Source organism: Polycladidibacter hongkongensis (genome assembly GCF_001561995.1).
Lineage (GTDB): Bacteria > Pseudomonadota > Alphaproteobacteria > Rhizobiales > Stappiaceae > Pseudovibrio > Pseudovibrio hongkongensis.
Window position 1 is genome coordinate 102,606 of the sequence record NZ_LLWC01000010.1, and the last position, 23,409, is coordinate 126,014.

The 23,409-nt window shown below is 54.7% G+C and carries 18 protein-coding genes; 9 read left to right on the forward strand and 9 right to left on the reverse strand.

The features are described from left to right. Positions 1-47: 47 nt before the first annotated feature. Both AYK82_RS05365 and aspS read right to left on the reverse strand, forming a co-directional pair. Entirely contained in the window at positions 48-1,823 is a 1,776-nt protein-coding gene (locus tag AYK82_RS05365) for an ABC transporter ATP-binding protein (RefSeq protein ID WP_068312277.1), read from the reverse strand. Between the two features lie 182 nt (positions 1,824-2,005). Beyond that, positions 2,006-3,790, reverse strand: coding sequence for an aspartate--tRNA ligase (aspS, locus tag AYK82_RS05370; RefSeq protein WP_068312529.1), 1,785 nt, complete (start codon positions 3,788-3,790; stop codon positions 2,006-2,008). 504 nt (positions 3,791-4,294) lie between these two features. On the opposite strand from aspS, the gene rnd reads away from it, so the two are divergent. Further along, positions 4,295-5,506: a ribonuclease D gene (rnd, locus tag AYK82_RS05380; RefSeq protein ID WP_068312282.1), complete on the forward strand. Its 1,212-nt coding sequence runs from the start codon at positions 4,295-4,297 to the stop codon at positions 5,504-5,506. Between the two features lie 81 nt (positions 5,507-5,587). On the opposite strand, the gene ppx is transcribed toward rnd, so the two are convergent. The 4 genes from ppx to AYK82_RS18290 all read right to left on the reverse strand — a co-directional run bounded on the left by ppx (position 5,588) and on the right by AYK82_RS18290 (position 11,251). Next, the gene (gene ppx / locus AYK82_RS05385; protein ID WP_068312285.1) at positions 5,588-7,114 is read right to left on the reverse strand and encodes an exopolyphosphatase; all 1,527 of its coding nucleotides are present in this window, start codon (positions 7,112-7,114) and stop codon (positions 5,588-5,590) included. Next, the gene (locus tag AYK82_RS05390) at positions 7,107-9,317 is read right to left on the reverse strand and encodes an RNA degradosome polyphosphate kinase (protein WP_068312287.1); all 2,211 of its coding nucleotides are present in this window, start codon (positions 9,315-9,317) and stop codon (positions 7,107-7,109) included. The genes ppx and AYK82_RS05390 overlap by 8 nt, the downstream gene beginning before the upstream one ends. A gap of 110 nt (positions 9,318-9,427) precedes the next feature. Continuing rightward, the gene (locus tag AYK82_RS18285; RefSeq protein ID WP_068312290.1) at positions 9,428-10,108 is read right to left on the reverse strand and encodes a P-loop NTPase family protein; all 681 of its coding nucleotides are present in this window, start codon (positions 10,106-10,108) and stop codon (positions 9,428-9,430) included. Positions 10,109-10,171: 63 nt separating this feature from the next. After that, positions 10,172-11,251, reverse strand: coding sequence for an AI-2E family transporter (locus AYK82_RS18290; protein ID WP_068312293.1), 1,080 nt, complete (start codon positions 11,249-11,251; stop codon positions 10,172-10,174). Between the two features lie 429 nt (positions 11,252-11,680). Here AYK82_RS18290 and purM point away from each other — a divergent pair, with 429 nt between their 5' ends. The 3 genes from purM to AYK82_RS05415 all read left to right on the forward strand — a co-directional run bounded on the left by purM (position 11,681) and on the right by AYK82_RS05415 (position 13,869). Next, on the forward strand, positions 11,681-12,769 hold the full coding sequence (purM, locus tag AYK82_RS05405; RefSeq protein WP_068312532.1) for a phosphoribosylformylglycinamidine cyclo-ligase: 1,089 nt from the start codon (positions 11,681-11,683) through the stop codon (positions 12,767-12,769). After that, positions 12,766-13,395, forward strand: coding sequence for a phosphoribosylglycinamide formyltransferase (purN, locus tag AYK82_RS05410; RefSeq protein ID WP_068312296.1), 630 nt, complete (start codon positions 12,766-12,768; stop codon positions 13,393-13,395). Before purM ends, purN begins: the two co-directional genes overlap by 4 nt. Before the next feature lie 156 nt (positions 13,396-13,551). Next, positions 13,552-13,869: a DMT family transporter gene (locus AYK82_RS05415; protein WP_068312535.1), complete on the forward strand. Its 318-nt coding sequence runs from the start codon at positions 13,552-13,554 to the stop codon at positions 13,867-13,869. Positions 13,870-13,940: 71 nt separating this feature from the next. On the opposite strand, the gene AYK82_RS05420 is transcribed toward AYK82_RS05415, so the two are convergent. Together AYK82_RS05420 and ndk are read right to left on the reverse strand one after the other, a co-directional pair. Further along, positions 13,941-16,073: a molybdopterin-containing oxidoreductase family protein gene (locus AYK82_RS05420; RefSeq protein ID WP_068312299.1), complete on the reverse strand. Its 2,133-nt coding sequence runs from the start codon at positions 16,071-16,073 to the stop codon at positions 13,941-13,943. A gap of 247 nt (positions 16,074-16,320) precedes the next feature. Continuing rightward, positions 16,321-16,743, reverse strand: coding sequence for a nucleoside-diphosphate kinase (gene ndk / locus AYK82_RS05425; RefSeq protein ID WP_008551976.1), 423 nt, complete (start codon positions 16,741-16,743; stop codon positions 16,321-16,323). A gap of 405 nt (positions 16,744-17,148) precedes the next feature. On the opposite strand from ndk, the gene AYK82_RS05430 reads away from it, so the two are divergent. From AYK82_RS05430 to AYK82_RS05445, 4 genes are all read left to right on the forward strand, one after another. Beyond that, complete coding sequence (locus tag AYK82_RS05430; protein ID WP_068312302.1) at positions 17,149-17,682, forward strand: DinB family protein; 534 nt, start codon at positions 17,149-17,151, stop codon at positions 17,680-17,682. Positions 17,683-17,785: 103 nt separating this feature from the next. Further along, the gene (locus tag AYK82_RS05435; RefSeq protein ID WP_208976405.1) at positions 17,786-18,271 is read left to right on the forward strand and encodes a DUF1801 domain-containing protein; all 486 of its coding nucleotides are present in this window, start codon (positions 17,786-17,788) and stop codon (positions 18,269-18,271) included. Between the two features lie 91 nt (positions 18,272-18,362). Beyond that, the gene (locus AYK82_RS05440) at positions 18,363-19,502 is read left to right on the forward strand and encodes a hypothetical protein (protein WP_068312309.1); all 1,140 of its coding nucleotides are present in this window, start codon (positions 18,363-18,365) and stop codon (positions 19,500-19,502) included. A gap of 69 nt (positions 19,503-19,571) precedes the next feature. After that, positions 19,572-21,473, forward strand: a complete 1,902-nt coding sequence (locus tag AYK82_RS05445; RefSeq protein WP_068312312.1) for an ABC-F family ATP-binding cassette domain-containing protein — start codon at positions 19,572-19,574, stop codon at positions 21,471-21,473. Between the two features lie 128 nt (positions 21,474-21,601). Here the strand turns inward: AYK82_RS05445 and AYK82_RS05450 are convergent, their stop codons facing one another. Then, positions 21,602-22,096, reverse strand: coding sequence for a YbaK/EbsC family protein (locus tag AYK82_RS05450; RefSeq protein WP_068312318.1), 495 nt, complete (start codon positions 22,094-22,096; stop codon positions 21,602-21,604). 654 nt (positions 22,097-22,750) lie between these two features. Here AYK82_RS05450 and AYK82_RS05455 point away from each other — a divergent pair. After that, a complete protein-coding gene (locus tag AYK82_RS05455; RefSeq protein ID WP_172795191.1) occupies positions 22,751-23,392 on the forward strand; it encodes a TorD/DmsD family molecular chaperone in 642 nt (213 codons plus the stop codon). Positions 23,393-23,409: the final 17 nt, after the last annotated feature.

Consider the following 23,409-nt stretch of genomic DNA (forward strand, 5'->3'; position numbering starts at 1 on the left):
TCAAATGATCCCGCCTTTTTCTTTGTCCGCTTGCTCGCAGGATCCGGTCACGTGTCACTGGTGAACTGTAGCTCACACAGACGACGATAGGTGCCATCGGCTTGATAGAGCTGTTGATGGGTACCCGTTTCAACCACCCTGCCCTTGTCCATTACGATGATTTGCGCCGCATCGCGTACTGTCGAGAGGCGATGGGCAATAACCAATGTGGTGCGACCCTGCATCAGATTGGCAAGCGCGGCTTGCACATGCGCTTCGGACGCGGCATCTAATGCAGATGTTGCTTCATCGAGGAGCAGGATTGGCGCATTGGCAAGCATGGCTCTGGCAATAGCGATCCGCTGGCGCTGACCACCCGAGAGCCGCCCGCCGCCTTCACCCACGAGCGTATCATAGCCCTGCGGCAGCTCCTCAATGAACTGATGGGCATGTGCCTGTTTGGCCGCATTAATGATTGCCTCGCGGTCGGCATCGGGATTTGAAAGTGCAATGTTTTGCGCGATTGAGCGGTCAAACAAATAGGTATCTTGGGTCACGATGGCGATTTGTTTTCGCAGCGAGGCCGTGTCGTGCTTGGCAACATCCTGTCCATCAATGGTGATGGTACCACTGCTGATCTCGTAGAAGCGCTCCAGAAGGGAGAACAAGGTCGACTTGCCGGCGCCTGATGCCCCGACAAGGGCTGTCATCTCGCCTTGCTTGGCGTGCAGGCTTAGGCCGTTCAATGCCGGTTTATCGGCATAGGCGAAGGACACATGATCAAAGCGAATATCACCGCCCTTGACCTTTAGCGGTGGTAAGTTGGTGGCTTCGTCGCTCGGCTCTTTTGTATCGAGCAATTCGTACATCAAACGCACGCCAACCAACTGGGTGTTCAAGTTTACCTGCAGGCGTGCCAAGCGTTTGATTGGGTCGTAGGCAAGCAACAAGGCGGTAATGAACGAGAAAAACGAGCCGGGATCCTGATCCAGATTGATGACAGAATAGCCGCCGTAGAGAATGATGAGTGCAATGGCAACACCGCCGAGGCTTTCCATCAGCGGCGAGGTTCGCGCCGTGAGGCGGGCGATGTTGTTGGCATGGCCCTCAACCTCAGAAATTGCCGTACGCATCTGGTCGGACATGTGCTTTTCGTAGGAGAAGGCTTTAATAATGCGAATGCCCTGCGCCATTTCCTTGACTTGCGACAAGATCTTGGTTTGCGAGACAAATTGCGATTTTGCGATGCGTTTGACGCGGCGCACCAGTTGCGCCACTGCGAAAACTGCCGGCGGCATGATAAAAAACGCAAAGAAACTCAGCATTGGGCTTTGATAGATCATTACAGAGACAAGACCAATGATGGTCATGATATCGCGCCCGAGGGTAAGAATAACCAAATCCATCACCGCGCGAGCCGCGCTGGTATTCTGGCCAAAACGGGTGGCTAGATCCCCAAAGCTTGTGCGGTCAAAGTAATCAATCCCAAGGCGCAAGACCTTGTCGAACATACGCTTTTGCAGCTTGGCCACAATGGCATTGCCCACGCGGGACAAGATGACCATTTGCCCGTAGGTTGCCAGTCCCTTGATCGTAAAAATCGCAAGGACACTTGCTGAGATGATATAGACCATCTGTGCATCCTTGGCGATAAACACCTCGTTGATGATATCCTTCATGATCTTGGCACTGGCCGCACTGGCGCCCGCAGCACATGCCATGAGCAAGAACGCCAGGGCATATTGGACGCGATAATTGGCGAAGTTTTCTTTTAACAATCGCACGATGAGCGAGAGCGCCGCATCCGGGTCGGACAGGAAACGCTTCTTCAAGAATTTAAGCACGTGAAGTCCTTGACTAACGAGGCATGTGAGCAACCTTGCGCCGTGGATAGCAACGCAAGATCAACGCAAAACAGGCGGCCATGCACCATGACCGCCTGTTTAATTGCTTTAATGTGTTTGCGCAACTTGGCGATACCTTGTCAGCATGCGCATTGTGCAGCTACAGCGGGTAAACCCAAGCCTTATGCTTCGGGCAGGTTCAAGCGGACATGCAGATCGCGCAGTTGTGCCGGGAAGACATCGCTTGGCGCACCCATGAGGAGATCCTGTGCCTGCTGGTTCATCGGGAACAAGGTCACTTCGCGCAGGTTTTTCGCGCCAACGAGCAGCATTACGATACGATCCACACCAGCTGCCATGCCGCCGTGCGGTGGTGCGCCATATTCAAATGCGCGCAGCATGCCGCCGAATTTCTCTTCCAGCGTTTCCATTTCGTAGCCTGCAATCTCAAAGGCTTTTTTCATGACCTCTGGAGAGTGGTTACGGATCGCACCGGAACCGATTTCAAAGCCGTTACAAACCACATCATACTGGTAGGCATTCAGCTCCAGCGGGTCTTTGGTATTCAGGCCTTCCAGACCACCTTCAGGCATGGAGAACGGGTTGTGGCAGAAGTCGACCTTCTTTTCTTCCTCGTCCCATTCAAACATCGGGAAGTCGACAATCCAGCAAAGCTCGAAAGCGTCTTCGTTGATGAGGTTCAGCTCTTCACCAACGCGGGTGCGGGCTTTACCGGCAAAGTCGGCGAATTTCTTCGGATCGCCTGCGGCAAAGAAGACCGCATCGCCCTGCTCCAGCCCCAGCTGGATACGCAATGCCTCGGTGCGCTCAGCGCCGATATTTTTAGCAACAGGGCCAGCGCCAACTGTAGCGCCTTCTTCTTCACGGAAGAAGATGTAGCCCATGCCCGGCTGGCCTTCGCTCTGCGCCCAAGAGTTCATGCGATCACAGAACGCACGTGAACCACCCTTTGGAGCCGGTATTGCCCAGACTTCAACTTTCGGGTCGCTCTCGATCATGCGGGCGAAGACTTTAAAGCCGGAACCGGCGAAATGCTCGGTTACAGCCTGCATTTCAATCGGGTTACGCAGATCCGGCTTGTCGGAGCCGTATTTGCGGATGGCGTCAGCATAGGCGATGCGCGGGAATTCTTTGGTGACAGCTTTGCCTTCTGCGAACTCTTCGAATACGCCGCGAATAACCGGCTCCATGGTCTCCAGCACGTCTTCTTGGGTGACGAAGCTCATTTCCACGTCGAGCTGGTAGAATTCGCCCGGCAGGCGATCAGCACGTGGGTCTTCATCACGGAAGCAAGGGGCGATCTGAAAATAGCGATCAAAACCGGACATCATCAGCAACTGCTTGAATTGCTGTGGCGCCTGCGGCAATGCATAGAATTTACCAGGATGGATACGCGATGGCACCAAAAAGTCACGGGCACCTTCTGGGGAAGATGCGGTCAGGATCGGGGTCTGGAATTCATTAAACCCGATGGTGTTCATGCGCTGGCGCATGGAGTTAATGATCTTAGTGCGCTTTACCAGGTTGTTGTGCAGCGTCTCGCGGCGCAGATCCAGGAAGCGGTATTTAAGGCGGATATCCTCAGGATATTCCGGCTCGCCAAAAATCGGCAGCGGCAGTTCTTTGGAAGAACCCAGCACTTCCAGATCGCGGATAAAAACCTCGATGTCGCCGGTATCAAGGTTTTCGTTTTTGGTTTCAGCAGAGCGCGGCTTTACTTCGCCATCAATGCGCAAGCACCATTCGGCGCGCACGGTTTCAGCGAGTTTAAACGCCGGGGAATCAGGGTCAACCACACATTGGGTCATGCCATAGTGATCCCGCAGGTCGATAAAGAGCAAACCGCCATGATCGCGTACACGATGTACCCAACCGGACAGGCGTGCTGTTTCACCTTCATTTGTTGCCCGCAATTCTCCGCAGGTGTGGCTCCGATAGCGATGCATAGCGTCCTCAGCCTTGGTAGTGTCAAAAAGCAATTGTTCTGTTGTCATGTGGCGCCTCGTCACCGGTTGCAAACGCGCCGAAAAAGGCGGTGCACCCCAAGTAAAAAAGGCGAACTTGCTGCAAAAGCCATGGGCAGCGCGCATTGTCAAGCAAGCATGCTCTTGTGCGCGCAATAAACCGCAGGCTTTGCAGGCAATTCCTGTTAACAGGCAGCCTTTTGCCAGTTTCGCTGCGTTGTGGCAAGGGTGTTCCCCAAGTTGTTCAGCGCGGCACAAGCTGGCGCCTGCCGCCGCGCGCGGCCATGCCTCTTCCTCTTGTCGCGGCGCTCAAGCGCGCGCTTTGAGAAAGCCGCATGATGATAAGGTTCCGGGGCAAAAGCTGTTATCTGCATTCAAATGCACCGCACACACTAATCAACGCGTGCCTATTTGGTGGTTTTGCCGCAAGGAAAGCGGCGTTTTTTGCAAGACAACTGGCGCTGGCTGGGCTATAGCTTTGCCACCATGAAGATGATTGAAACAACTGAAGCGTTGGCGCACGCCTGTGCGCGGCTGGCGCAACACGACTATGTCACCGTCGACACCGAGTTCCTGCGGGAAACCACTTTTTGGCCCAAGCTCTGCGTTATCCAGATCGCTTCGCGCGAGGATGCGGTGCTGGTGGATGCGCTCGCGGAGGGGCTCTCGCTGGAGCCGTTCTTTGAGCTGATGCGCAACCCCGCTGTGTTGAAAGTTTTCCATGCGGCTAGGCAGGATATCGAGATTGTCTATCATTTGGGCGGATTTGTCCCAGCGCCCTTGTTCGACTCGCAAGTGGCAGCCATGGTGTGTGGCTTTGGCGATTCTGTTTCCTATGATCAATTGGTCAGCAAGGTAACCGGACAACGCTTGGACAAAAGTTCGCGTTTTACGGATTGGTCGCGTCGCCCACTTTCCGACAAGCAGCTCAGTTATGCGCTGGCCGACGTGACGCATTTGCGTGATGTCTACGAGTTCCTGCGGGAACAGTTGGCGCAGAAGCAGCGCACACACTGGGTTGAGGACGAGATGAACACGCTGCGCTCGGAAGACACTTACCGGGCGGACCCAGAAAAAGCATGGCAACGGATGAAATTGCGGGTACGCAAGCCGATCGAGCTGGCGGTACTGCAGCAGGTCAGCGCTTGGCGAGAACGAGAGGCGCAAGAGCGCAACACACCGCGCAGCCGGGTGCTGAAGGACGATGCCATTTACGAGATCAGCATGCAGCAACCAACGAGCGCACAAGCTCTGGGGCATTTGCGCACGATCCCGCGTGGTTTTGAGCGTTCGAAAGCGGCAGAAGGCATTCTTGCAGCGGTGAATAGCGCACTGCAAATTCCCAAGGAAGATTTGCCCGTCGTTCCCAAAGGGCGCCCTGCCCCAGATGGCGCGGGGGCAGCGGTGGATCTGCTCAAGGTGCTGCTAAAGCTGACAAGCGAGACTACAGGTGTTGCAGCCAAACTCATTGCGACCGTTGATGATCTGGAGAAGATTGCAGCGGATGATGAGGCGGACGTGGCTGCGCTACAAGGCTGGCGCCGCGAGTTGTTTGGCGAAACGGCATTGAAGCTGAAACGCGGCGAGGTTTCGCTGGCGTTCGATGGGAAGAAGGTGGTTGTCTGCAACCAAGGTGAGCCAGTGGAGCGCGCGCCGCGCAGAGGCCGCAGCCGCCGCCCTAATAAAGAGCTTGGTTAGCGTACCTTCCCCCAAAAAGATAAATGGAAACCCGGCAACTCGGCCGGGTTTTTTATTGCAATCGTTTCTGGAATGGGCGCCCTAGTCCTCGATCCGCAATTCAACAGTACGTGAGAACAGTTTTCCAAGTTGATTGAGGCGTTTGCGCAAGCGCTCACCGTCGATTGCTGCGACGTCCTCTGGCAAGTGCAGGATGATTGCGCTGGATGAAACCTCAAGCCTTGTACGCGGCAACATGCCGGAGATCGACGCGCTGATTAGGCTGGCAAGCCGCATAACAGCGCCGAGCGCACGGGCCAGTTGCATCAACCGCGGACTGCACAAGCTGCGAATCTTTGGAGAGACCGCATCATCTATCAAGCCCTCATGGCGATAGAACACCGTTAAAGCGAGATAGGCGCGCCCGGCGTGATCAACACCGACGAACCCCATGTTGGAAATGACATTCAGCGATTGTTTGCCGCGATAATCAGGGTGGGCTCGCCAGCCGATGTCGGCAAGGTTGCAGGCGGCGAGACGGAGACGCTCTTCCTGCGGGTTCTCAACAATCCCCAAGTCAGAGAGTGCTTTACCGCTCCACTGCGCCAGCTCATCAGAATAAGCGGGGCAGCGAGCCCGTAGCAGGCCAAGCTCACGCGAAGCGGTGAGGAGCGGGTCTTTTTGCTGGCGCTGCGGAGAAAGAATGGAGTAGAGCAACCCCTCGCGCACACCGAGCGATGAGAACACCACCTGGTCCACTTTGGAGCGATGGATAACCTCGCGCATAACCACAGCACCGTAGGGCAGCAACGAACGGCGGGCCTTGGAAACAACGCCGATTTTGGGTTGGTCGGTTATCTCGCCGCGGGCAACACGCTCGCAAAACTCCAGCGCGACCTCTGCCGGGATCGTGTATTCATGCATGACGTGGAGCGGGTAACGCTCTTGAAACAGGTGTAGACGGCCAAGCGAACGCCATGTGCCGCCAATGGCGTAGAACTTGCGCCCTTCAGCGCCGGTTAGCCAATCTGCCGTGGCAAGGGAATCAGAGGCAATGTGCATTGCTTCTTGCAGGTTACGCCTTGAAGCCTCCTGCAGGCGAATGCCGCCAAGGGGGAAAGTGTGCCCCTCGCCCAGCTGGGCGTTCTTAAGATCAACCAGCTCCAATGAGCCGCCGCCAAGGTCGCCCACCAAGCCATCGGGTTGCCAAAATCCGGAGATGACCCCCATTGCCGAGTAGTAGGCCTCGTCCGCACCGGAGAGGATTTTTACCTGTTCGCGGCAAATCTCCTCAACGTGGGCAATAAATTCCGGCCCGTTTTCCGCTTCGCGAGCGGCGGCGGTGGCGAGAATAGCAATTTTGCCAACCCCGATATGATCGCAGATGGCGCGAAAGCGGTGTAACGCGGCAAGTGCGCGCTTTACATTTTCATCGCACAAACGGCCGGTTTCGGCCAAACCTCGCCCAAGGCCTGCGAGAACTTTCTCGTTGAACAGCGCGGTTGGAGCGCGCGCCTCGCGCTCGTACACCACAAGGCGTACGGAGTTGGAACCAATATCGATGACTGCAAAAGCCCCGTCCGCGGTGAAGCGTCCACGGGGCTCGTTACCACTTAGTAAGTCAGGCACTATCCGAGCGATCCACAAAAAGTGTCGGGCTGTCTATCTGCAACGCGTCGCCGCGGCCGGAGAGCGATGGGTTTGTCATGAAATACTGATGCACGTTGAAGGGATCCTCGTCCGGTGCTGCGATTATTCTTTCATGCGAGCCATCTGGGAGCAGACGCCAGCTCTGTTGGTTGTCTTCCAAGTTTGCGACCATTATCTGATCCAAGATCTGCGCGTGCACAGAGGGTGTCTCGACAGGCACCAGCGTTTCAACACGACGATCCAGATTTCTTGGCATCAAATCGGCAGAGGAGATATAGACTTTTGCCTCTGGTGAGGGCAAGCCCTGACCATTGCCAAAGCAGTAAATGCGGCTGTGTTCGAGAAAACGGCCCACAATTGATTTCACGCGAATGTTGTCGGACAGCCCCGGCACACCAGGGCGCAAACAACAAATCCCGCGCACCACCAGATCAATCTGCACACCGGTTTGCGAGGCGCGGTAGAGAGCATCAATGATTCCCGGATCAACGAGCGAGTTCATCTTCAACCAGATCTGCGCCGGCCGCCCTGCTTTGGCATGGGCGATTTCTTCCTCGGTGCATTTCAGGATGCGCTTGCGCAGTGACGTGGGTGATATGGATAGCTTTTCCAGCTCTCCGGGCTCAGCATAACCCGTTATATAATTAAAGATTTTGGTGGCATCACGGGCGTAGGCTGGATCAGCGGTGAAGTAGGAAAGGTCGGTGTAGATTTTGGCTGTAATGGGGTGGTAGTTGCCGGTGCCAAAGTGGCAGTAAGTGCGCAGGCCCTTTTGCTCGCGGCGCACAACCATCGACACTTTGGCGTGGGTTTTTAGTTCCATGAAGCCAAAGACCACCTGCACCCCTGCCCGTTCCAGATCGCGGGCCCAACGGATGTTGGCCTCTTCGTCGAACCGTGCCTTAAGCTCGACCAGCGCGGTGACGGATTTACCAGCCTCGGCAGCTTCGGCCAGTGCGGTGACAATGGGCGAGTTGTTGGAGGTGCGGTACAGGGTCTGCTTGATGGCGACCACGTCCGGATCTTGCGCGGCTTGGCGCAGGAACTGCACCACAACATCAAAGCTCTCATAGGGATGGTGAACAAGAATGTCTTTTTGCTGGATGGCAGCAAAGCAGTCGCCGGAATGCTCTCGCACGCGCTCTGGATAGCGCGGGGCATAGCGGCTGAACTTCAGCTCTGGCCGGTCCAGCCCGACGGCTTGGGAAAGATCATTCAGGGCGAGCAGGCCATTAACGAGAAATATTTCATCCTCTTCCACTTCCAATTCACCGGCGACCAACTCGCGCAGAAGCTCCGGTGTTTCCTGTTCGATTTCCAAGCGGATAACCTGACCACGGCGGCGGCGCTTCAGCGCGGTTTCAAATTCGCGCACCAGATCTTCCGCTTCCTCCTCGATCTCAAGGTCTGAATCGCGCAGTACCCGGAACGCCCCCGAGCCTCGCACTTTATAGCCGGGAAACAAGCGGCCAATAAACATAGATACGATGACTTCGATCGGGATAAAGCGGGTGTTGTTTCTGTCGCTGCCCTTTGGACGTGGCAACACCACAAACCGGCCAATCTGGCTGGGCAGGCGCAGCAGTGCAGTCAGACCGGGACCGCCGGACGCAGGCACCATATCGAGAATCAGCGAGAAGCCGAAATTCGGAATAAACGGAAACGGATGCGCCGGATCGATGGCAAGTGGGGTAAGCACCGGGAAAATATGATTGAGGAAATAGCCTTCCAGCCATTCACGCTCAGCAGCGCTCAGCTCATCAAGTGAGGTGATGGCGATACCAACTTCGGTCAGCTCGCCGCGTAACTGGCGAAAGATGGCTTGTTGCTCGGTTTGCAAGCGGCTTACTGCAAGGGAGATTTTCTCCAGCTGCTCTGCGGGGGTTAAGCCATCTGCGGAAAGTTTGCTCACATTGGCGCGGTGCTGGGCGCGCAGGCCAGCCACGCGGACCATGAAAAACTCGTCGAGGTTATTGGCGGAGATCGACAAGAAGCGCAGACGTTCGAGCAGGGGGTGGGCCGGGTTCATAGATTCTTCCAGAACCCTCCGATTGAACTGCAACCAAGACAACTCGCGATTGACGAAACGTTCGGGTTTGCTCATGAGGGCCGCGCCCTGCCGGCGAATAGCGTCCAGTTCGTCGGCCGCTTCACTGGAGTTGTCTGCTATCACGTCATTCATCGGCGCCCTCTCCTTAAAGGTTCAGCTCCAAAATCCTTTTTAGAAATATCTGATTGGAGTTAATAGATGTAGTCGTCCCTTGTTGTTTCACAACCATAACACACTGAGAATTATTCACCCAAGTTTTCTAATAGGCGAGCGGCCATGACGCGGGAAATCTTGGTGCCGTTGGCCAGAGCCTGTCTGTCCAGCGCTTCCACCACATTTTGTACCGCGCTGAGTGAGCGTTCGATGCGCACCACGAGAAAGTCGATCAAGGTTGGATCGACCACCACCTGCCGGTCAGCAAACAGCTTGGTCATTACAAGGCGAAGCAGCATATCGTCCGGCTCCTGCACCTCTACAGGGGTTGCAGCGCGAAAACGGGAGACAAGGTCGGGCACTTGCAGCTCAAAGCTTGCGGGCGGCGTGCGGGTGGTCATCAGCATGAAGCTGCCAATCTGGCGCACCGCGTTAAACAGATGAAACACCGCACGCTCGTCAAACCCATGGTGCAGGTCCTCGATTGCTACCGGGCCATTTGCCACCAATTCCGCAACTTTGGCCTCGGTAAGATCTTTTGCCTTGCAGATTGCAGCGCCGGAGCGCTCGTGCCATGCATTGACAAGGTGGGTTTTGCCCGCGCCTTGCGGGCCGGTTAGAACAATGACGGGTGAAGGCCATTCCGGCCATTGGTTGACAAGCAGGAAGGCAGCCTTGTTGGTCTGGCTGACCAGATAATCATCGGCCCCCAGTGCCTCTTCATGGGGCAGCACCAGAGGTAACTGTTGCGGCTGCGCCGGTGAATTCATGCCACACTTCCTGTTGTTCTAATCGCTTTGCCAGCCATAAATGGCCGGGAGTACCCAAATGATCTAGTCGTCATCTTCCGCGTCGAAGTCGCCAGTGCAGTAGATCTGGCTGCCCAAATACTGTTGCAAAGCAAAGCGAGCCAACACACCAACAACGGCAGCGGCGGGGATCGCAATCAGCATTCCGACAAAACCCAGCAGACTGGCAAACGCAAACAGCGCGAACATCAACCAAACCGGATGCAGACCAACGCTTTTGCCCACCAGTTTAGGCTGCAGAACGTTGCCCTCTAGGAACTGCCCCAGCGCGAAAATGGCAAGGACAATGCCGATCATGACCGGATCCGGCCAAAACTGCACAACAGCGACCCCAATGGAGAGGAAGAAGCCAACTAAGGCGCCTACATATGGTATAAAACTAATCAAGCCCGCTACTATACCAATCAATAATCCGAATTTTAGCCCCACAATCAACAGGGTAGCTGCGTAATAAATACTAAGAACAAGGCACATCATCACCTGTCCGCGCACAAATCCGGCAACGGCGGCGTCCATTTCAGACGCGAGCCGGTGAATCGTTGGCCGTTGCTGGCGCGGCAACCAACTGTCGATTTTGGCGGTCATGTTGTCCCAATCGAGCAGCATGTAGAACGCAACCACGGGGGTCACCACCATCAAAGAGGCAATTGAGACCAGTGCCTGTCCCCCATTCCAAATCGAGGTGAGCAACGTTCCGGCCCAGCCGGCAGCTTGTCCCATCAAGTCACCAAGGTTGCCTTTTAAATCGATGCCTTGCACCCCGACTTTATCCAGATGCGGCGAAATGAACTCTATCAAGATGGTTTGCAAGGAGCCGACATAGGTAGGCAGCTCTACAATGAGCGAGCGCAATTGGCTGGACAAAACCGGTATCAACACCAGGAGGGCCGCGACAAAGAGAATCAGGAACAACAGCAGAATGGTTACTGTAGACAGCAGCCGGTTCAGCCCCATTGCCTCCAAGCGGTCGGCAATAGGATCCAGTAGATAAGCCAGTGCCATGCCAGCTACAAAGGGCAGCAAGATGTCGCGAAACAGGAACAGGAACGCGACAAAAACGGCAAATGAAATCAACCAGAAGGAAATACGTCGCTGTAAAGTCATGGGCTCCTACGCAGCTTTTGCAGGTGAATGATCGATTGCCCCGGAGTTTAGCGGAGATAATACGAAGCGCTCTAGCCCCATATTCTCCTGCTTTGGGGGGTGTTTTGCCCTTTATAGCAGCGGCGACGAGCGAAGGAAGTTGCCAATATCAAGAAAGCACGGCGGAGTTGTCTTTTGCACGAGGTAATGGCGAAAAAAAATGCAAGCTCTGAGTATGTTTATAGGTTAAATGTTGTCTTTTGGGTATCTCATCTGATTGTTTTGGTATTGCGCAAGACGAATTCTCTATATCCCAATGAAAACCTTGGTATTTGTGAGCAGTCACGCTTGCTTTTTACAGGGGTTTTGGGTTCTATGCCGACAAATCCGGCGGAACCATTTTGGGCATGCAAGCCGGTTGGCGATCAGCGGACAGGAGTTTCCCCCCTCATGAGCGAGCAAAACCAAAACGGCCTGACCTATGCTGCGGCCGGTGTTGATATTGATGCGGGCAACGCGCTTGTGAAGAACATCAGCCCTTTGGTGAAAGCCACCCGTCGTCCGGGTGCTGACAGCGAGATTGGCGGCTTTGGCGGGCTGTTTGATTTGAAAGGTGCCGGCTTTAAAGACCCTATTCTAGTGGCCGCCAATGACGGCGTTGGCACCAAGCTAAAAATCGCGATCGAAACCGGTGTACACGGCGGCGTGGGCATCGATCTGGTGGCCATGTGCGTCAATGATCTGGTTGTGCAAGGGGCGGAACCGCTGTTCTTCCTCGATTACTACGCCTGCGGTGCGCTGGATGTGGAGGAAGCAACATCCGTTGTTTCTGGCATCGCTGAAGGCTGTCAAATTTCCGGATGTGCACTGATTGGCGGGGAAACCGCCGAGATGCCGGGCATGTATGCCAAGGGTGATTATGATCTGGCCGGTTTTGCCGTTGGCGCGGCAGAACGGGGCGAACTCCTGCCAAGTGCGGCACTGAGCGAAGGGGATGTACTGCTTGGTCTTGCATCCAGCGGCGTGCATTCCAACGGCTTTTCCTTGGTGCGTAAGATTATCGAGCATGCAGGCCTTGGGTTTGACTGCAAAGCGCCGTTTGCAAGCGAGACAACTTTGGGTGCAGCGCTAATGACGCCGACCCGAATTTACGTCAAGCCATTGCTGGCGGCGATCCGCGAAACCGGAGCAGTTAAGGCGCTGGCGCACATCACCGGCGGCGGCCTGCCTGAAAACTTGCCCCGTGTGCTGCCCGAGGGATTGCAAGCGCGGATCGACCTTGCCCAGATCTCTTGCCCGCCAGTGTTTGGCTGGCTGGCTCAAGCAGGCGGTGTCGCGCAAAGCGAAATGCTGCGCACCTTTAACTGCGGTGTTGGCATGGTTGTCGCTGTTCGTGCAGACAAGGTTGCGGAGGTTACCGCGGTACTAGAGGCCAATGGCGAGCTGGTGATGCGCTTGGGAGCGTTGGAGCCCCGCGCAGAAGCGGACAGCGAGCAAGCGGTGTTTGAAGGCACTTTGGATTTGGGGCAAAATGCATGAGTTTGAACCAAAGCCGAAAGAAAGTTGCTGTGCTGATATCCGGACGCGGCAGCAATATGGTTTCGCTGTTGGAAGCTGCGAAGGCCGAAGATTTCCCCGCGCAAATTGTCTGTGTGGGTAGCAATCGGCCCGATGCGGCCGGTCTGCAACGGGCACGAGATGCAGGCATTGCCACGTTCAGCCTTGATCACAAGCGTTACGGCAAGGACAGAGAGGCGTTCGAGCGCGAATTGCACGAAGAGCTGGAAGCTGCCGGTGCCGAATTGGTGGTGTTGGCGGGTTTTATGCGCTTACTCACCCCGTGGTTTGTCAATCGCTGGCACAACAGGCTGATTAACATTCATCCGGCATTATTACCCGCCTTTCCCGGTCTTGATACTCATGCCCGTGCTTTGGAAGCTGGGGTAAAGCTGCACGGCGCCACCGTGCATTTTGTCACCGCGGAAATGGATGTGGGGCCGATTATCGCTCAAGGCTCAGTTGCGGTTCGCGATGATGATGATGCACAAACCCTTGGGGCGCGGGTGCTTCAGGTGGAGCATCAGATATACCCGCAAGCGCTCAGGCTCATTGCCAGCGGTGCCTATAAGATCGATGGCATGCGGGTGCTGGCAAGCGGTTCTTAAGCAGGCGGCGTTACCTTTGTGTTCCGTTTTTTGCCTATGGTAAGCGCGGTATTCATCCGTATATTTACATGGCCCAAGTGGTCAGCCAGAGGTGGTGCATTGCTCAGATGAGTGGTGCCTTTCTTTTTCTACAGCCTAGAGAGGGTCTTGATGAGCTTGGCATGGGTAGCGTTGTTACTTGGCGGTTTGTTTGAAATTGGCTGGCCGCTGGGGCTAAAGAACGGCTACACAGAAGCTGGCATGAACTGGGGCTGGATCGCGTTCTCTGTGGTTTCCATGGGCTTGTCAGGGGCCCTGCTGTTCTACGCGCAAAAGACCATTCCAATGGGCACCGCATATGCGGTGTGGACCGGCATTGGCGCGGCGGGCACGTTTATGCTCGGCGTGGTGCTGTTTGGCGATACGCTGAACGCGATGCGCATGGTGTCGGTACTGCTGATTATAACCGGCGTGATTGGGCTCAAGCTGGCTTAAGCGGTGGTGATTGGAGCTTGGTTGGACTGCTCGTGCGCCTTGCTGCCTACGCTTGCTCTGGTGCTTGCCCCTTAGTCTGTCCTTGTGCCCGTTCTGTTTAGCAGCGGTTCAAGACGCACAGCGATATCATGAAAGGCAGCGCCGCCATAGGGCGCTGTTTGATCCGCACCTGTCAGGGTGTTGATGCCGCGCCCATTGATAAAGTCTGCGTTGGGCCAGAGCCCTTCGCTGACAAGGATACCGGGCTGTTGTTCAGTATCGGCAATTCTGGCGTGCAACTCCACCCGGCCGCGGTGGTTGCTGAGGGCCACAGGGTCACCCTCTTCAATACCAAGCCTCTGCGCATCACGGGCGGGTATAAGCACGCAGGGTCGCCCTTCCTTTTTCCGAGAGCCTTGCGTTTCATTGAATGAGGAATTGAGGAAGGAGCGTGCAGGTGCAGTGACCAGTTTAAACGGAGTGTCGCCGCTTGTCGCTTCATTGACCGGCCAGTGATCTGGCAAGCGCGGCATATGCTGCCAAGGGCCCATGGGGCCGGCGTTGGGGGCCGGTACTTTGCTCCAATCCGGGGCAAAGCGGAACTTCTTGTCCCGGTATCCAAAGCCATCCAGATAGTGTGCGCGGTCAAATTCGGGCTGACAGTCTACAAATCCGTTCTTTTCCAACTCTGTCAGCGGGCCATAGCCAGAGTTTTCTAGCATCCATTCCACATGCTCACGGGCACTCATATGGTGGCCCTTGTGGTCTGTACCGCCAAGGCGCCGGATCAACTCGTTCAGCAGCCAGAGGTTCTCCCGTGCTTCCCCCGGTGCTTGCATAAGCTTCGGGCCGAAATGCAGCGAAGCAGCGCCGCCGGTCTTGTAGATGTCATCGTGCTCGGTAAACATTGTGGCTGGCAGCACGATATCGGCAAAACGCGCGGTTTCGGTGAGGAAGTGCTCATGCACCACGGTAAAGAGGTCCTCGCGCGCTAGCCCTTGCTGCACCAGCGTCTGCTCTGGCGCCACCGAGGCCGGATTGCTGTTTTGCACCAGCAGCGCAGTTACTGGCGGGCCATTATGTAGCGCCGCAGGGTCACCTGTCAGCACACGGCCGATCTGCGACATATCCAGCTGGCGGATGCTGCGGTCTGCTAGTTCTCGCGCTTCTACCCGCGCAGTGTTAAGGCCGTAGATCGCACCGTTGTTGTGAAACGCGCCGCCGCCTTTATATTGATAATGGCCGCCAACCACCGCGATGCATGAAGCGGCGTGCATATTGATGACACCATTACGCTGACGGGTAAAGCCATAGCCGAGGCGAAAGAAAGTGCGTTGGGTTGTACCCACCAGAGCGGCGAACTCTTCAATTTGCTCGACGCTCAAATCTGTGATTTGCGCCGCCCATTCAGGTGTTTTGCTGCTAAGATGCGCCTCCAGCTCTTGTGGGCAATCGGCATATTTGTCCATGTAAGAGCGATCGGCATTGCCATCGCGAAACAGGATATGCATCACTGCGCAGGCCAATGCGCCATCGGTTCCGGGGCGCAGAATTAGCTTCATATCCGCCTGCTGTGCCGTCGGTGTGTCGTAGACATCGATGACCACAATTTTGGCGCCGCGGGTTTTGCGCGCCTTGATGGCGTGGGGCATGACATTGACCTGTGTCGCCACCGGGTTGGTACCCCAGATCACCACGCAATCGGAAAGCGCCATTTCCTTTGGGTCCGGTCCGGCCAGTCTGCCGGTGCCTGCGATATACCCCGTCCATGCCATATTGGTACAGAATGTCTGGTACATGCCGGAGTAACCTTTGGCATGGCGCAAACGGTTGATGCTGTCGCGTTGCACCAGCCCCATGGTACCGGCGAAATAGTAGGGCCAAACAGTTTGCGCACCATAACGCTGCTCGGCAGCGAGGAAACGCTCGGAGATTTCAGCAAGGGCTTCTTCCCAGGAGATGCGCGTAAAGGCGCCGCTCCCCTTGGACCCGTTACGCCTCAAGGGATGGGTCAGCCTGTCCGGATGGTGAAGGCGCTCTGCATAGCGGGCCACCTTTGCGCAGATAACGCCCGCGGTATAGGCGTTATCCTTACGCCCGTAGACACGGCCCAATTCACCTTTTGGGGTGATTTCGACTTCCAGTGCACAGGTGGAGGGGCAATCATGCGGGCAGACTGTGGCACGGCGGGTCCCTTTCTGGCTGCTGGCGGGATGAGCTGGCATGGTACGCCCCTTTTATCTAACCGATTTCAATAGCTGAGCGAGGATGGCTCAAAGCCGCATGCACGGCCGTTCGTTGGCATATCACCGGAGCGGAGGCGGCAGCAAGAGGACAAGTGCCGATCTGTTGGTCCGCGCAGCGAACACCCGCAGGAGCGCAAGGGCGACAGCCTGCCAGCGCGACATAAAAAAGACCAGCCGGAACTATCCGGCTGGCCCGCTTGCTTCTCGCAAAACCTGCAAAAATCAATTAGCCAACGATTTCGGTGCCGGAGAACCAGTAGGCAATCTCTTCAGCAGCTGTTTCTGGTGCATCTGAGCCGTGAACGGAGTTTTCGCCGATGGACAGGGCAAACTCTTTACGGATGGTGCCTTCGGCTGCATCTGCTGGGTTGGTAGCGCCCATGACTTCACGGTTTTTGGCAATGGCGTTTTCGCCTTCCAGAACCTGAACGATGGTTGGACCAGAGGACATGAACTCGGTCAGTTCACCAAAGAACGGACGCTCTTTGTGCACTGCGTAGAAACCCTCTGCTTCGCGCAGAGACATCCATACACGCTTGGATGCGACGACGCGCAGGCCAGCTTCTTCGAGCTTGGCGGTGATAGCGCCAGTGAGGTTACGCTTGGTAGCGTCTGGCTTGATCATGGAAAAGGTGCGTTCAATCGCCATAATTCTTCCTGCCTTCAGGTTGGTTGCTCGTGTTGAAACTGATGTAGTCCATCAGTTTTTTGCCGAGCTTACACATTTACGAATCGAAACTTGTGAGCGGGTCCTCACTTGGCCCCGTTTTGCGCGCCGATATACGTACAGACCCTGAAAAAATGCAAGGGACCAAAGCCGCTAACGACAAGTTTTTCCCGCTATCTTGCCAAAACAAGCTGCATGTACGGCTCTGTTTGGTTTTTACTGCCATGCCAACGCAGTTTGCCCTCCAAGATTAAAGCGAGGAGCGCGCGCATTTGTCTTCCTCGGTTTTCACGGTATTTGACCGGTGTCATAGTGCAGATTTCTAGAAATGCTCTAGGTTCATAGGAAAGACTTTGTCGACACCTGCATCAGAAGAGAGACTTTGCCATGAAAGCTGCCTTCACCATGTTTGCTGCCTATAACAAATGGGCGAACGGTTTGTTGCTAGACGCTTGTGCTGCACTGCCGCGTGATGATTACCACAAGGATCTTGGGGCGCACTTCCAATCGATCCACGGGACGATGGAACATCAGGTTATTGCGGATATGGCGTGGTTGCAGCGCTTCACCGGCGAAGGAGATCCGATCACCTCGCTGGACGAGAGCATTTGCGGTGAGTTTGAGGAGCTACGCGGGCGCCGCGAGCGGCTGGATGAGCGTATCATTTCAGTGGTGGAGCAGATGCGCGAGGCTGATTTGCTGCGCACGCTGATTTACCGCACCATTCGCAAGCCTTTGGTGATGCAGCAACCGCTCGGGGCAGCGCTGTTTCATTTCTTTAATCACCAGACGCACCATCGCGGCCAAGTGCATAGCTTCCTCACCCAGCTGGGACAAACGCCCCCTGCCCTAGATATGATCTATTTCCAACGGGAAAGCGGGCATGGCATGGCGCGCGAAGAGGACCTTACCAAAGCCTAGGGGACGGATCCTCAGAGCATACGGGTTAAGCGATCCCTAAAATTCGCGCGGCGTGCTTGGTTTTGCCGCGCGGCTTGCTTGTTGCGCCGCCGCCGGACTATGATTGCCTGCAGTTGTTGATGTTTTAACTTTTGAGGGCATGATGGACCGTTTGGCCCAACTTCAAGCGGAATTGGTTCGGCCGCCGATGGCAGAGGACGTGGCTGCGGTGGTTCACGCTTACCCGGCACAGGCGCAGAGCCGGTTTTTAGAGATGCGCGCACTGCTGTTTGCTGTTGCAGAGCGGCTGCCGGATCCCGTTGCGCTTGACGAGACGCTCAAATGGGGGGAGCCCGCCTATCGCCCCCGCACGCAGGGCGGCACGCGGCAGAAGGGCACCACGGTGCGCCTGCATTGGAAGCCCAATTATGGCGATAAATTTGGCTTGTTCGTTCCTTGCCAAAGCACTGTGATTGTACAGATGCGGGAGCTTTACGGCGAGCTTTTGGAGCTTGAGGGCAATCGTGCGCTTTGGCTGCCGCTGCAAGGGTCGTTTGTGCAAGATCCGGTTGAGCATTTCTTCTCCCTCGCGCTGCAATACAGGAAGTGATGACGAGAGAGTAATTTAGTTTGTAACAACTTTAACGTGAATATATTCTTCAAGAGTGATATTAAAGCCTAACATTATTACAGGCTTAATTATGCTTAAAACGAACAGTTTTCCTAGAATCTGCTGTGTTTTCATTGCACTGCTGCTGGTCTATTTGACCATCCATTTTACGCTGGCACTCGTTCTGGGCCACTCCCTCTTTGCAGTGCTGGCTTGGACGGTAGATGGCAGCGCTGCTCAGTCCGCTCCCACCATACTTGATGTGCTTAAGGTTTTTGGGGGTGGCATAATTGCAATCGCAACCATCTACGCGTTGTTCAAACGGCTAGACCAGACAAATCAGCAACTTGAACTAACAAGGGAAGGCTTAGAGCGAACTGACAAGCAAATTGCCGGACTTGAAGAACAAATACAGCAGGGCCGCGACGAAAAGGTTTTTAACCAGTTTTCCAACGCCCTTGAATTGATTGACAGCGCTAGTACTTCAAAAAGAATTTCGGGCATATACATTTTGGAAAAGCTCTCAAGTCTTCACCCTGAAGAGTACCTAGAGTTGACGCTTAATGTGATTTGCGCAGCTTTAAGAAAGAATGCCGATATAACCAAATTATCACAGCGCGAACCTGAAGAGGAAGCATACGGTTCCGTGTTAACAAACGCCCTCTCACGGTTGGTTTGCCTCCAGTATTTTCCAGAGGGAGACTTTGTCTTAAATTTACAAAATACAAAATTACGCAATATATATGTGAATGCTTCCAAGCATCACCTGCACTTTGACTTCACCGGATCAGAAGTTGAGTACTCTGATTTCTCTGGGATAAACAATTTGCAAATTTCTGCAAAAAATAAGGTCGTGTTTAAAAAATGCAAGTTTGATCGAACACGTTTTTGCTTTCTTGAAGAACAACATCAACCTCCTGTCGATTTTGTAGAGTGCCTAATCGGTGGCTACCTTTTTGAACCTATGACCGACTGCAGTTTTGAAAGGTGTACTTTATTTGGAACAGTTATTTTAAATCCAGAGTGGCCAATTCAATTTACCAACTGCGATTTTTCTTTCGTGGAGGCATTTTTAGACTCTGACTCGACGCCAAATTACAACAAGAATCCGTTTATCCGTAACCCGCTTACAGCGGATCAGCTTAGAGATCTTGGGATTCAAGAGAATTACAATAACGGCGTCGCCGATCAGATAAGTCTCGATGAATTTAGAGAAAACTTTTGGCTATAGTTGCAAACACAGCCCTTGTTTCACGCGCCCCCTTGCCAATTCGCTGATTTTTGGTCAAACACATGAGCCATGTTACAGATTTCCAGCCTGACCTATCGCATCGCCGGGCGTTTGCTCATCGATAACGCCACAGTCACCCTGCCTGCGGGCGCCAAAACCGGCCTTGTTGGCCGCAATGGTGTTGGCAAGTCCACCCTGTTTCGCCTGTTAACCGGCGATATTTCCGCAGAAAGCGGCGACGTTAGCATTCCGCGCGGCGCAAAGATCGGACAGGTGGCGCAGGAAGCGCCGGGAACCGATGACAGTCTGATTGCGGTGGTGCTTGCAGCCGATACCGAACGCACAGCGCTGCTTAGCGAGGCGGACACCGCCACAGACCCGCACCGCATTGCCGAAATCCACGCAAGGTTGGCCGATATTGACGCCCATTCCGCCGAGGCGCGCGCGGCAACTATTTTGCACGGTCTTGGCTTTGATAGCGAGGCGCAGCAGCGGCCGTGCAAAGACTTTTCCGGTGGCTGGCGCATGCGGGTGGCGTTGGCAGCGCTGCTGTTCTCGCAGCCAGATTTGCTGCTGCTGGATGAACCAACCAACTATCTTGATCTGGAGGGCACGCTGTGGCTTGAGCAGTATATTGCCCGCTATCCGCATCAGGTGGTGATCATCAGTCACGACCGTGATCTGTTGAACAAGGCGGTTGATTCCATCGTGCATCTGGATGGTGGCAAACTCACCTATTACCGCGGCGGCTACGACAGCTTTGACCGGCAGCGGCGCGAAACTCTGACACTGCAGAAAAAAGCGGCTGAAAAGCAGGAGAAGCAGCGCAAACATATGATGGCGTATGTGGACCGGTTCCGCTACAAGGCCAGCAAGGCCAAGCAGGCGCAGTCCCGCCTGAAGATGATCGAGCGCATGCAGCCGGTAATGGTGCTGGATGAAAGCTCCGGCCTGCCCCTCTCCTTCCCGCAACCGGCGGTGAAATTGTCGCCGCCGATTATCAAGCTGGAGAGCGCCAGTGTTGGCTATGGGGACACGAAAATCCTCTCTCGGCTCAACCTGAATATCGATCAGGATGACCGCATCGCCCTGCTTGGGGCCAATGGCAACGGCAAGTCCACGTTTGCCAAGCTACTTGCCGGACGTTTGCCTTTGATGGATGGGGAGAAGACTGTTTCCTCCAAGCTCGCCACCGCCTTTTTTGCCCAGCATCAGCTGGATGATCTCATTCCCCAGGCCAATGCAGTGGACCACGTGCGCCGGTTGATGCCGGAGGCGCCAGAGGCAAAATTAAGGGCGGCGGTTGATCGTTTTGGTCTGCCGACAGATCGCATGCAAACGGCGGCGCAAGATTTGTCGGGGGGCGAAAAAGCAAGGTTGCTGCTTGGGCTTGCTACCATTGCCGGGCCAAACCTGATTATCCTTGATGAACCAACAAACCATCTGGACATTGACAGCCGTCAGGCCCTGATCGAAGCAATTAACGATTATGAGGGAGCTGTTATTCTCATCGCCCACGACCGGCAATTGGTGGAGGCCTGCGCCGATCGTCTGTGGTTGGTGCGAGATGGCACGGTGGCGCCCTTTGAAGGCGATATGGAGGATTACCGCCGCCTGATCTTGCAGGGCAATGCCTGCGCAAAGGATAATGAGGGAAAAAAATCAGGGGCTGATGAAGCGCGCAAGAGTCCATCGCAGCAAGATCGCCGGCGGGAAGCTGCCGAGATGCGGGCAAAGCTGGCACCTTTGAAAAAAGAGCTGGCACGCACCGAAAAAGAGATGGAAAAACTCAACCGCTACATCGGCAAGCTGGATGCCCTGCTGGCAGATCCCGATATTTACGTCAAGGCACCGGATAAAGCCAGCGAGCACGCCATTCGCCGTGCGGGCTATGTGAAGCAGTTGGCAGAGCTGGAGGAAAGCTGGCTTGAGCTTTCCAGTGCTGTGGAAGAGGCTTCGGCCGAGGCTTAACAGACAATATAGCGCGGCCTAGCCGCACGACCTTTAGATGTAAGCCTGCCTCTGGCAGCAGGCGCGATAGCGCTTCGCTGTCCAAAGCAGGCTTGCCGCTTAGCTCCTGCCAAAGTCAGAGATCCGCCTTAATCGCCGGTGGCAGCCACCGGGCTTGCGTGCAACAATTGAGCGCCCACTGCGTCTTGCAACGCTTGGGGCGCTACAGAAAACACCGCGTTTGGCGCACCAGCAGCTGCCCATACAACCGGATACTGCAAGAGCGCGGGGTCCATAAACACCTCTACAGGGCAGTTATGGCCAAGTGGCGCGACACCACCGATAGCAAAACCGGTTTTGGCGCGCACCGCTTTTGGATCAGCGCGCTGCAATTGGCTGCCAATTTGCTGCTGTGCCGCTACAAGATCCGCCTGTCGATCTCCAGCAATCAACAACAGCACAAATGCCTCACCTTCTCCTTTGGCGAAGATAAGCGATTTAACGATCTGCCCGATCTGACACCCGCAAGCAGCAGCCGCTTCTTCGGCGGTGCGTGTGCTTTCCTGCATTTGTACGATCTCGATGGCAAGCCCAGCGGCTTCGGCAGCTGCCTTCACACGCTCCTTGCTTGATTGTTTTGCCATGTTCCCTCCCGATTCACTTAGCGGCGCGACTAATGTTTATAGTCTGATTCTAAAACTCACTATAACTAGCTGTAATTTATAGTTTTATCTAAAAAGACTGGAATTTCTTGGCGGGTCTGGAGTTATTTCAATTGAATCGAGCATGGAAAACCAATCGCTTATTGGTAGGTGTTGAGGCTGGATCTCGCGGCTTAATATGCTGAATCACAAATTTTGGCTAAGGCCTTGGATTGATGCGGTATTTTCCTTGAGGGGTGGAGAAAATTTCCGCTTTTCCTGGGCTTTGGTACCTGCTGCATCACGTGGGTGACGCGGCTGACTTACGAAAGCACCACGGCTTTGGTTTTTCGTTCGCTCGATGAACAGAAAGAAAACAAATTTCCAGTGAATTCTACGCTTTTTACGTGTTGAAACATTAAATATCACCACTTAAAGGCGACATTGCGTGACTAATAAGCTCACTCATTGACACTTATTTTAAATCAACATAGCATTTCAAAGTATATACCAAACATAACAAGCAACAATACATAAGAAAATACGATGAGTAGTAATAATTCTAATTTTTATAATCATTTATACTTATCAAAATTACGTATTTATGTATACAGATGGCTTGCCTCTTTGTTCTCAGCACCGATCAAAACAGGGCTTTTGCTCTCATACTATCAAACGGATGGGCGAACTTTTCTTGCGGATGTAGCGGTCGTCCCGTGCCTGCGCCCCCTTGCTACGCAGCTAAGAGACCTCTCCTCAGCCGAGGACACTCAGGCCACAGCTCTGGATCTGTCTGTTGCCTATTCCAAACTGTTCCTCGGGGTCGACGCTGCCAGTCACGCGATGCCGGTACAGTCCGCCTATTACTCCTTTGAAAACAAAAGCCTTGCGCAGCGACCAATGGCGCAAATGAACAAGATATTACAAGCGCTTGGCCTTTGCCCGCACGCTGATCTGCACGTGCCCGCCGATCACCTTTCTATTGAACTTGCTGTTATGGCCGAGTTTGCCCAGCAATTGCAGGATGAAGATGCATGCCCAGCGCGCCAGGTGTTGCTTGATATGCAAGCTGCGTTTCTCCGTGAGCATCTTCTGGCGTGGGTGACGCATTTTGCGCAGGATGTTCAGCGATTTGATGCGCATGGGTTCTACAGCGTTTTGGCGCAGGCTACACACGCGTGGATTGCGGAAGATATTGAATTTCTTGCGGCGAGTGGCGCAAGACCTAGTGGTTCCTTGGACGGTTTTTTGGAGCCCGCAAAGAGCGAGGGGGGAAAGAACACACCCTTGCATGAGTGAAGGTGTTTCTCCGTTTC

Coding starts and splice junctions, on each gene's coding strand:
- aspS (WP_068312529.1), bottom strand. CDS start 3,790: ATGCATCGCTATCGGAGCCACACCTGCGGAGAATTGCGGGCAACAAAT.
- rnd (WP_068312282.1), top strand. CDS start 4,295: ATGAAGATGATTGAAACAACTGAAGCGTTGGCGCACGCCTGTGCGCGG.
- AYK82_RS05390 (WP_068312287.1), bottom strand. CDS start 9,317: ATGAATGACGTGATAGCAGACAACTCCAGTGAAGCGGCCGACGAACTG.
- AYK82_RS18285 (WP_068312290.1), bottom strand. CDS start 10,108: ATGAATTCACCGGCGCAGCCGCAACAGTTACCTCTGGTGCTGCCCCAT.
- AYK82_RS18290 (WP_068312293.1), bottom strand. CDS start 11,251: ATGACTTTACAGCGACGTATTTCCTTCTGGTTGATTTCATTTGCCGTT.
- purM (WP_068312532.1), top strand. CDS start 11,681: ATGAGCGAGCAAAACCAAAACGGCCTGACCTATGCTGCGGCCGGTGTT.
- purN (WP_068312296.1), top strand. CDS start 12,766: ATGAGTTTGAACCAAAGCCGAAAGAAAGTTGCTGTGCTGATATCCGGA.
- AYK82_RS05420 (WP_068312299.1), bottom strand. CDS start 16,073: ATGCCAGCTCATCCCGCCAGCAGCCAGAAAGGGACCCGCCGTGCCACA.
- ndk (WP_008551976.1), bottom strand. CDS start 16,743: ATGGCGATTGAACGCACCTTTTCCATGATCAAGCCAGACGCTACCAAG.
- AYK82_RS05430 (WP_068312302.1), top strand. CDS start 17,149: ATGAAAGCTGCCTTCACCATGTTTGCTGCCTATAACAAATGGGCGAAC.
- AYK82_RS05440 (WP_068312309.1), top strand. CDS start 18,363: ATGCTTAAAACGAACAGTTTTCCTAGAATCTGCTGTGTTTTCATTGCA.
- AYK82_RS05445 (WP_068312312.1), top strand. CDS start 19,572: ATGTTACAGATTTCCAGCCTGACCTATCGCATCGCCGGGCGTTTGCTC.
- AYK82_RS05450 (WP_068312318.1), bottom strand. CDS start 22,096: ATGGCAAAACAATCAAGCAAGGAGCGTGTGAAGGCAGCTGCCGAAGCC.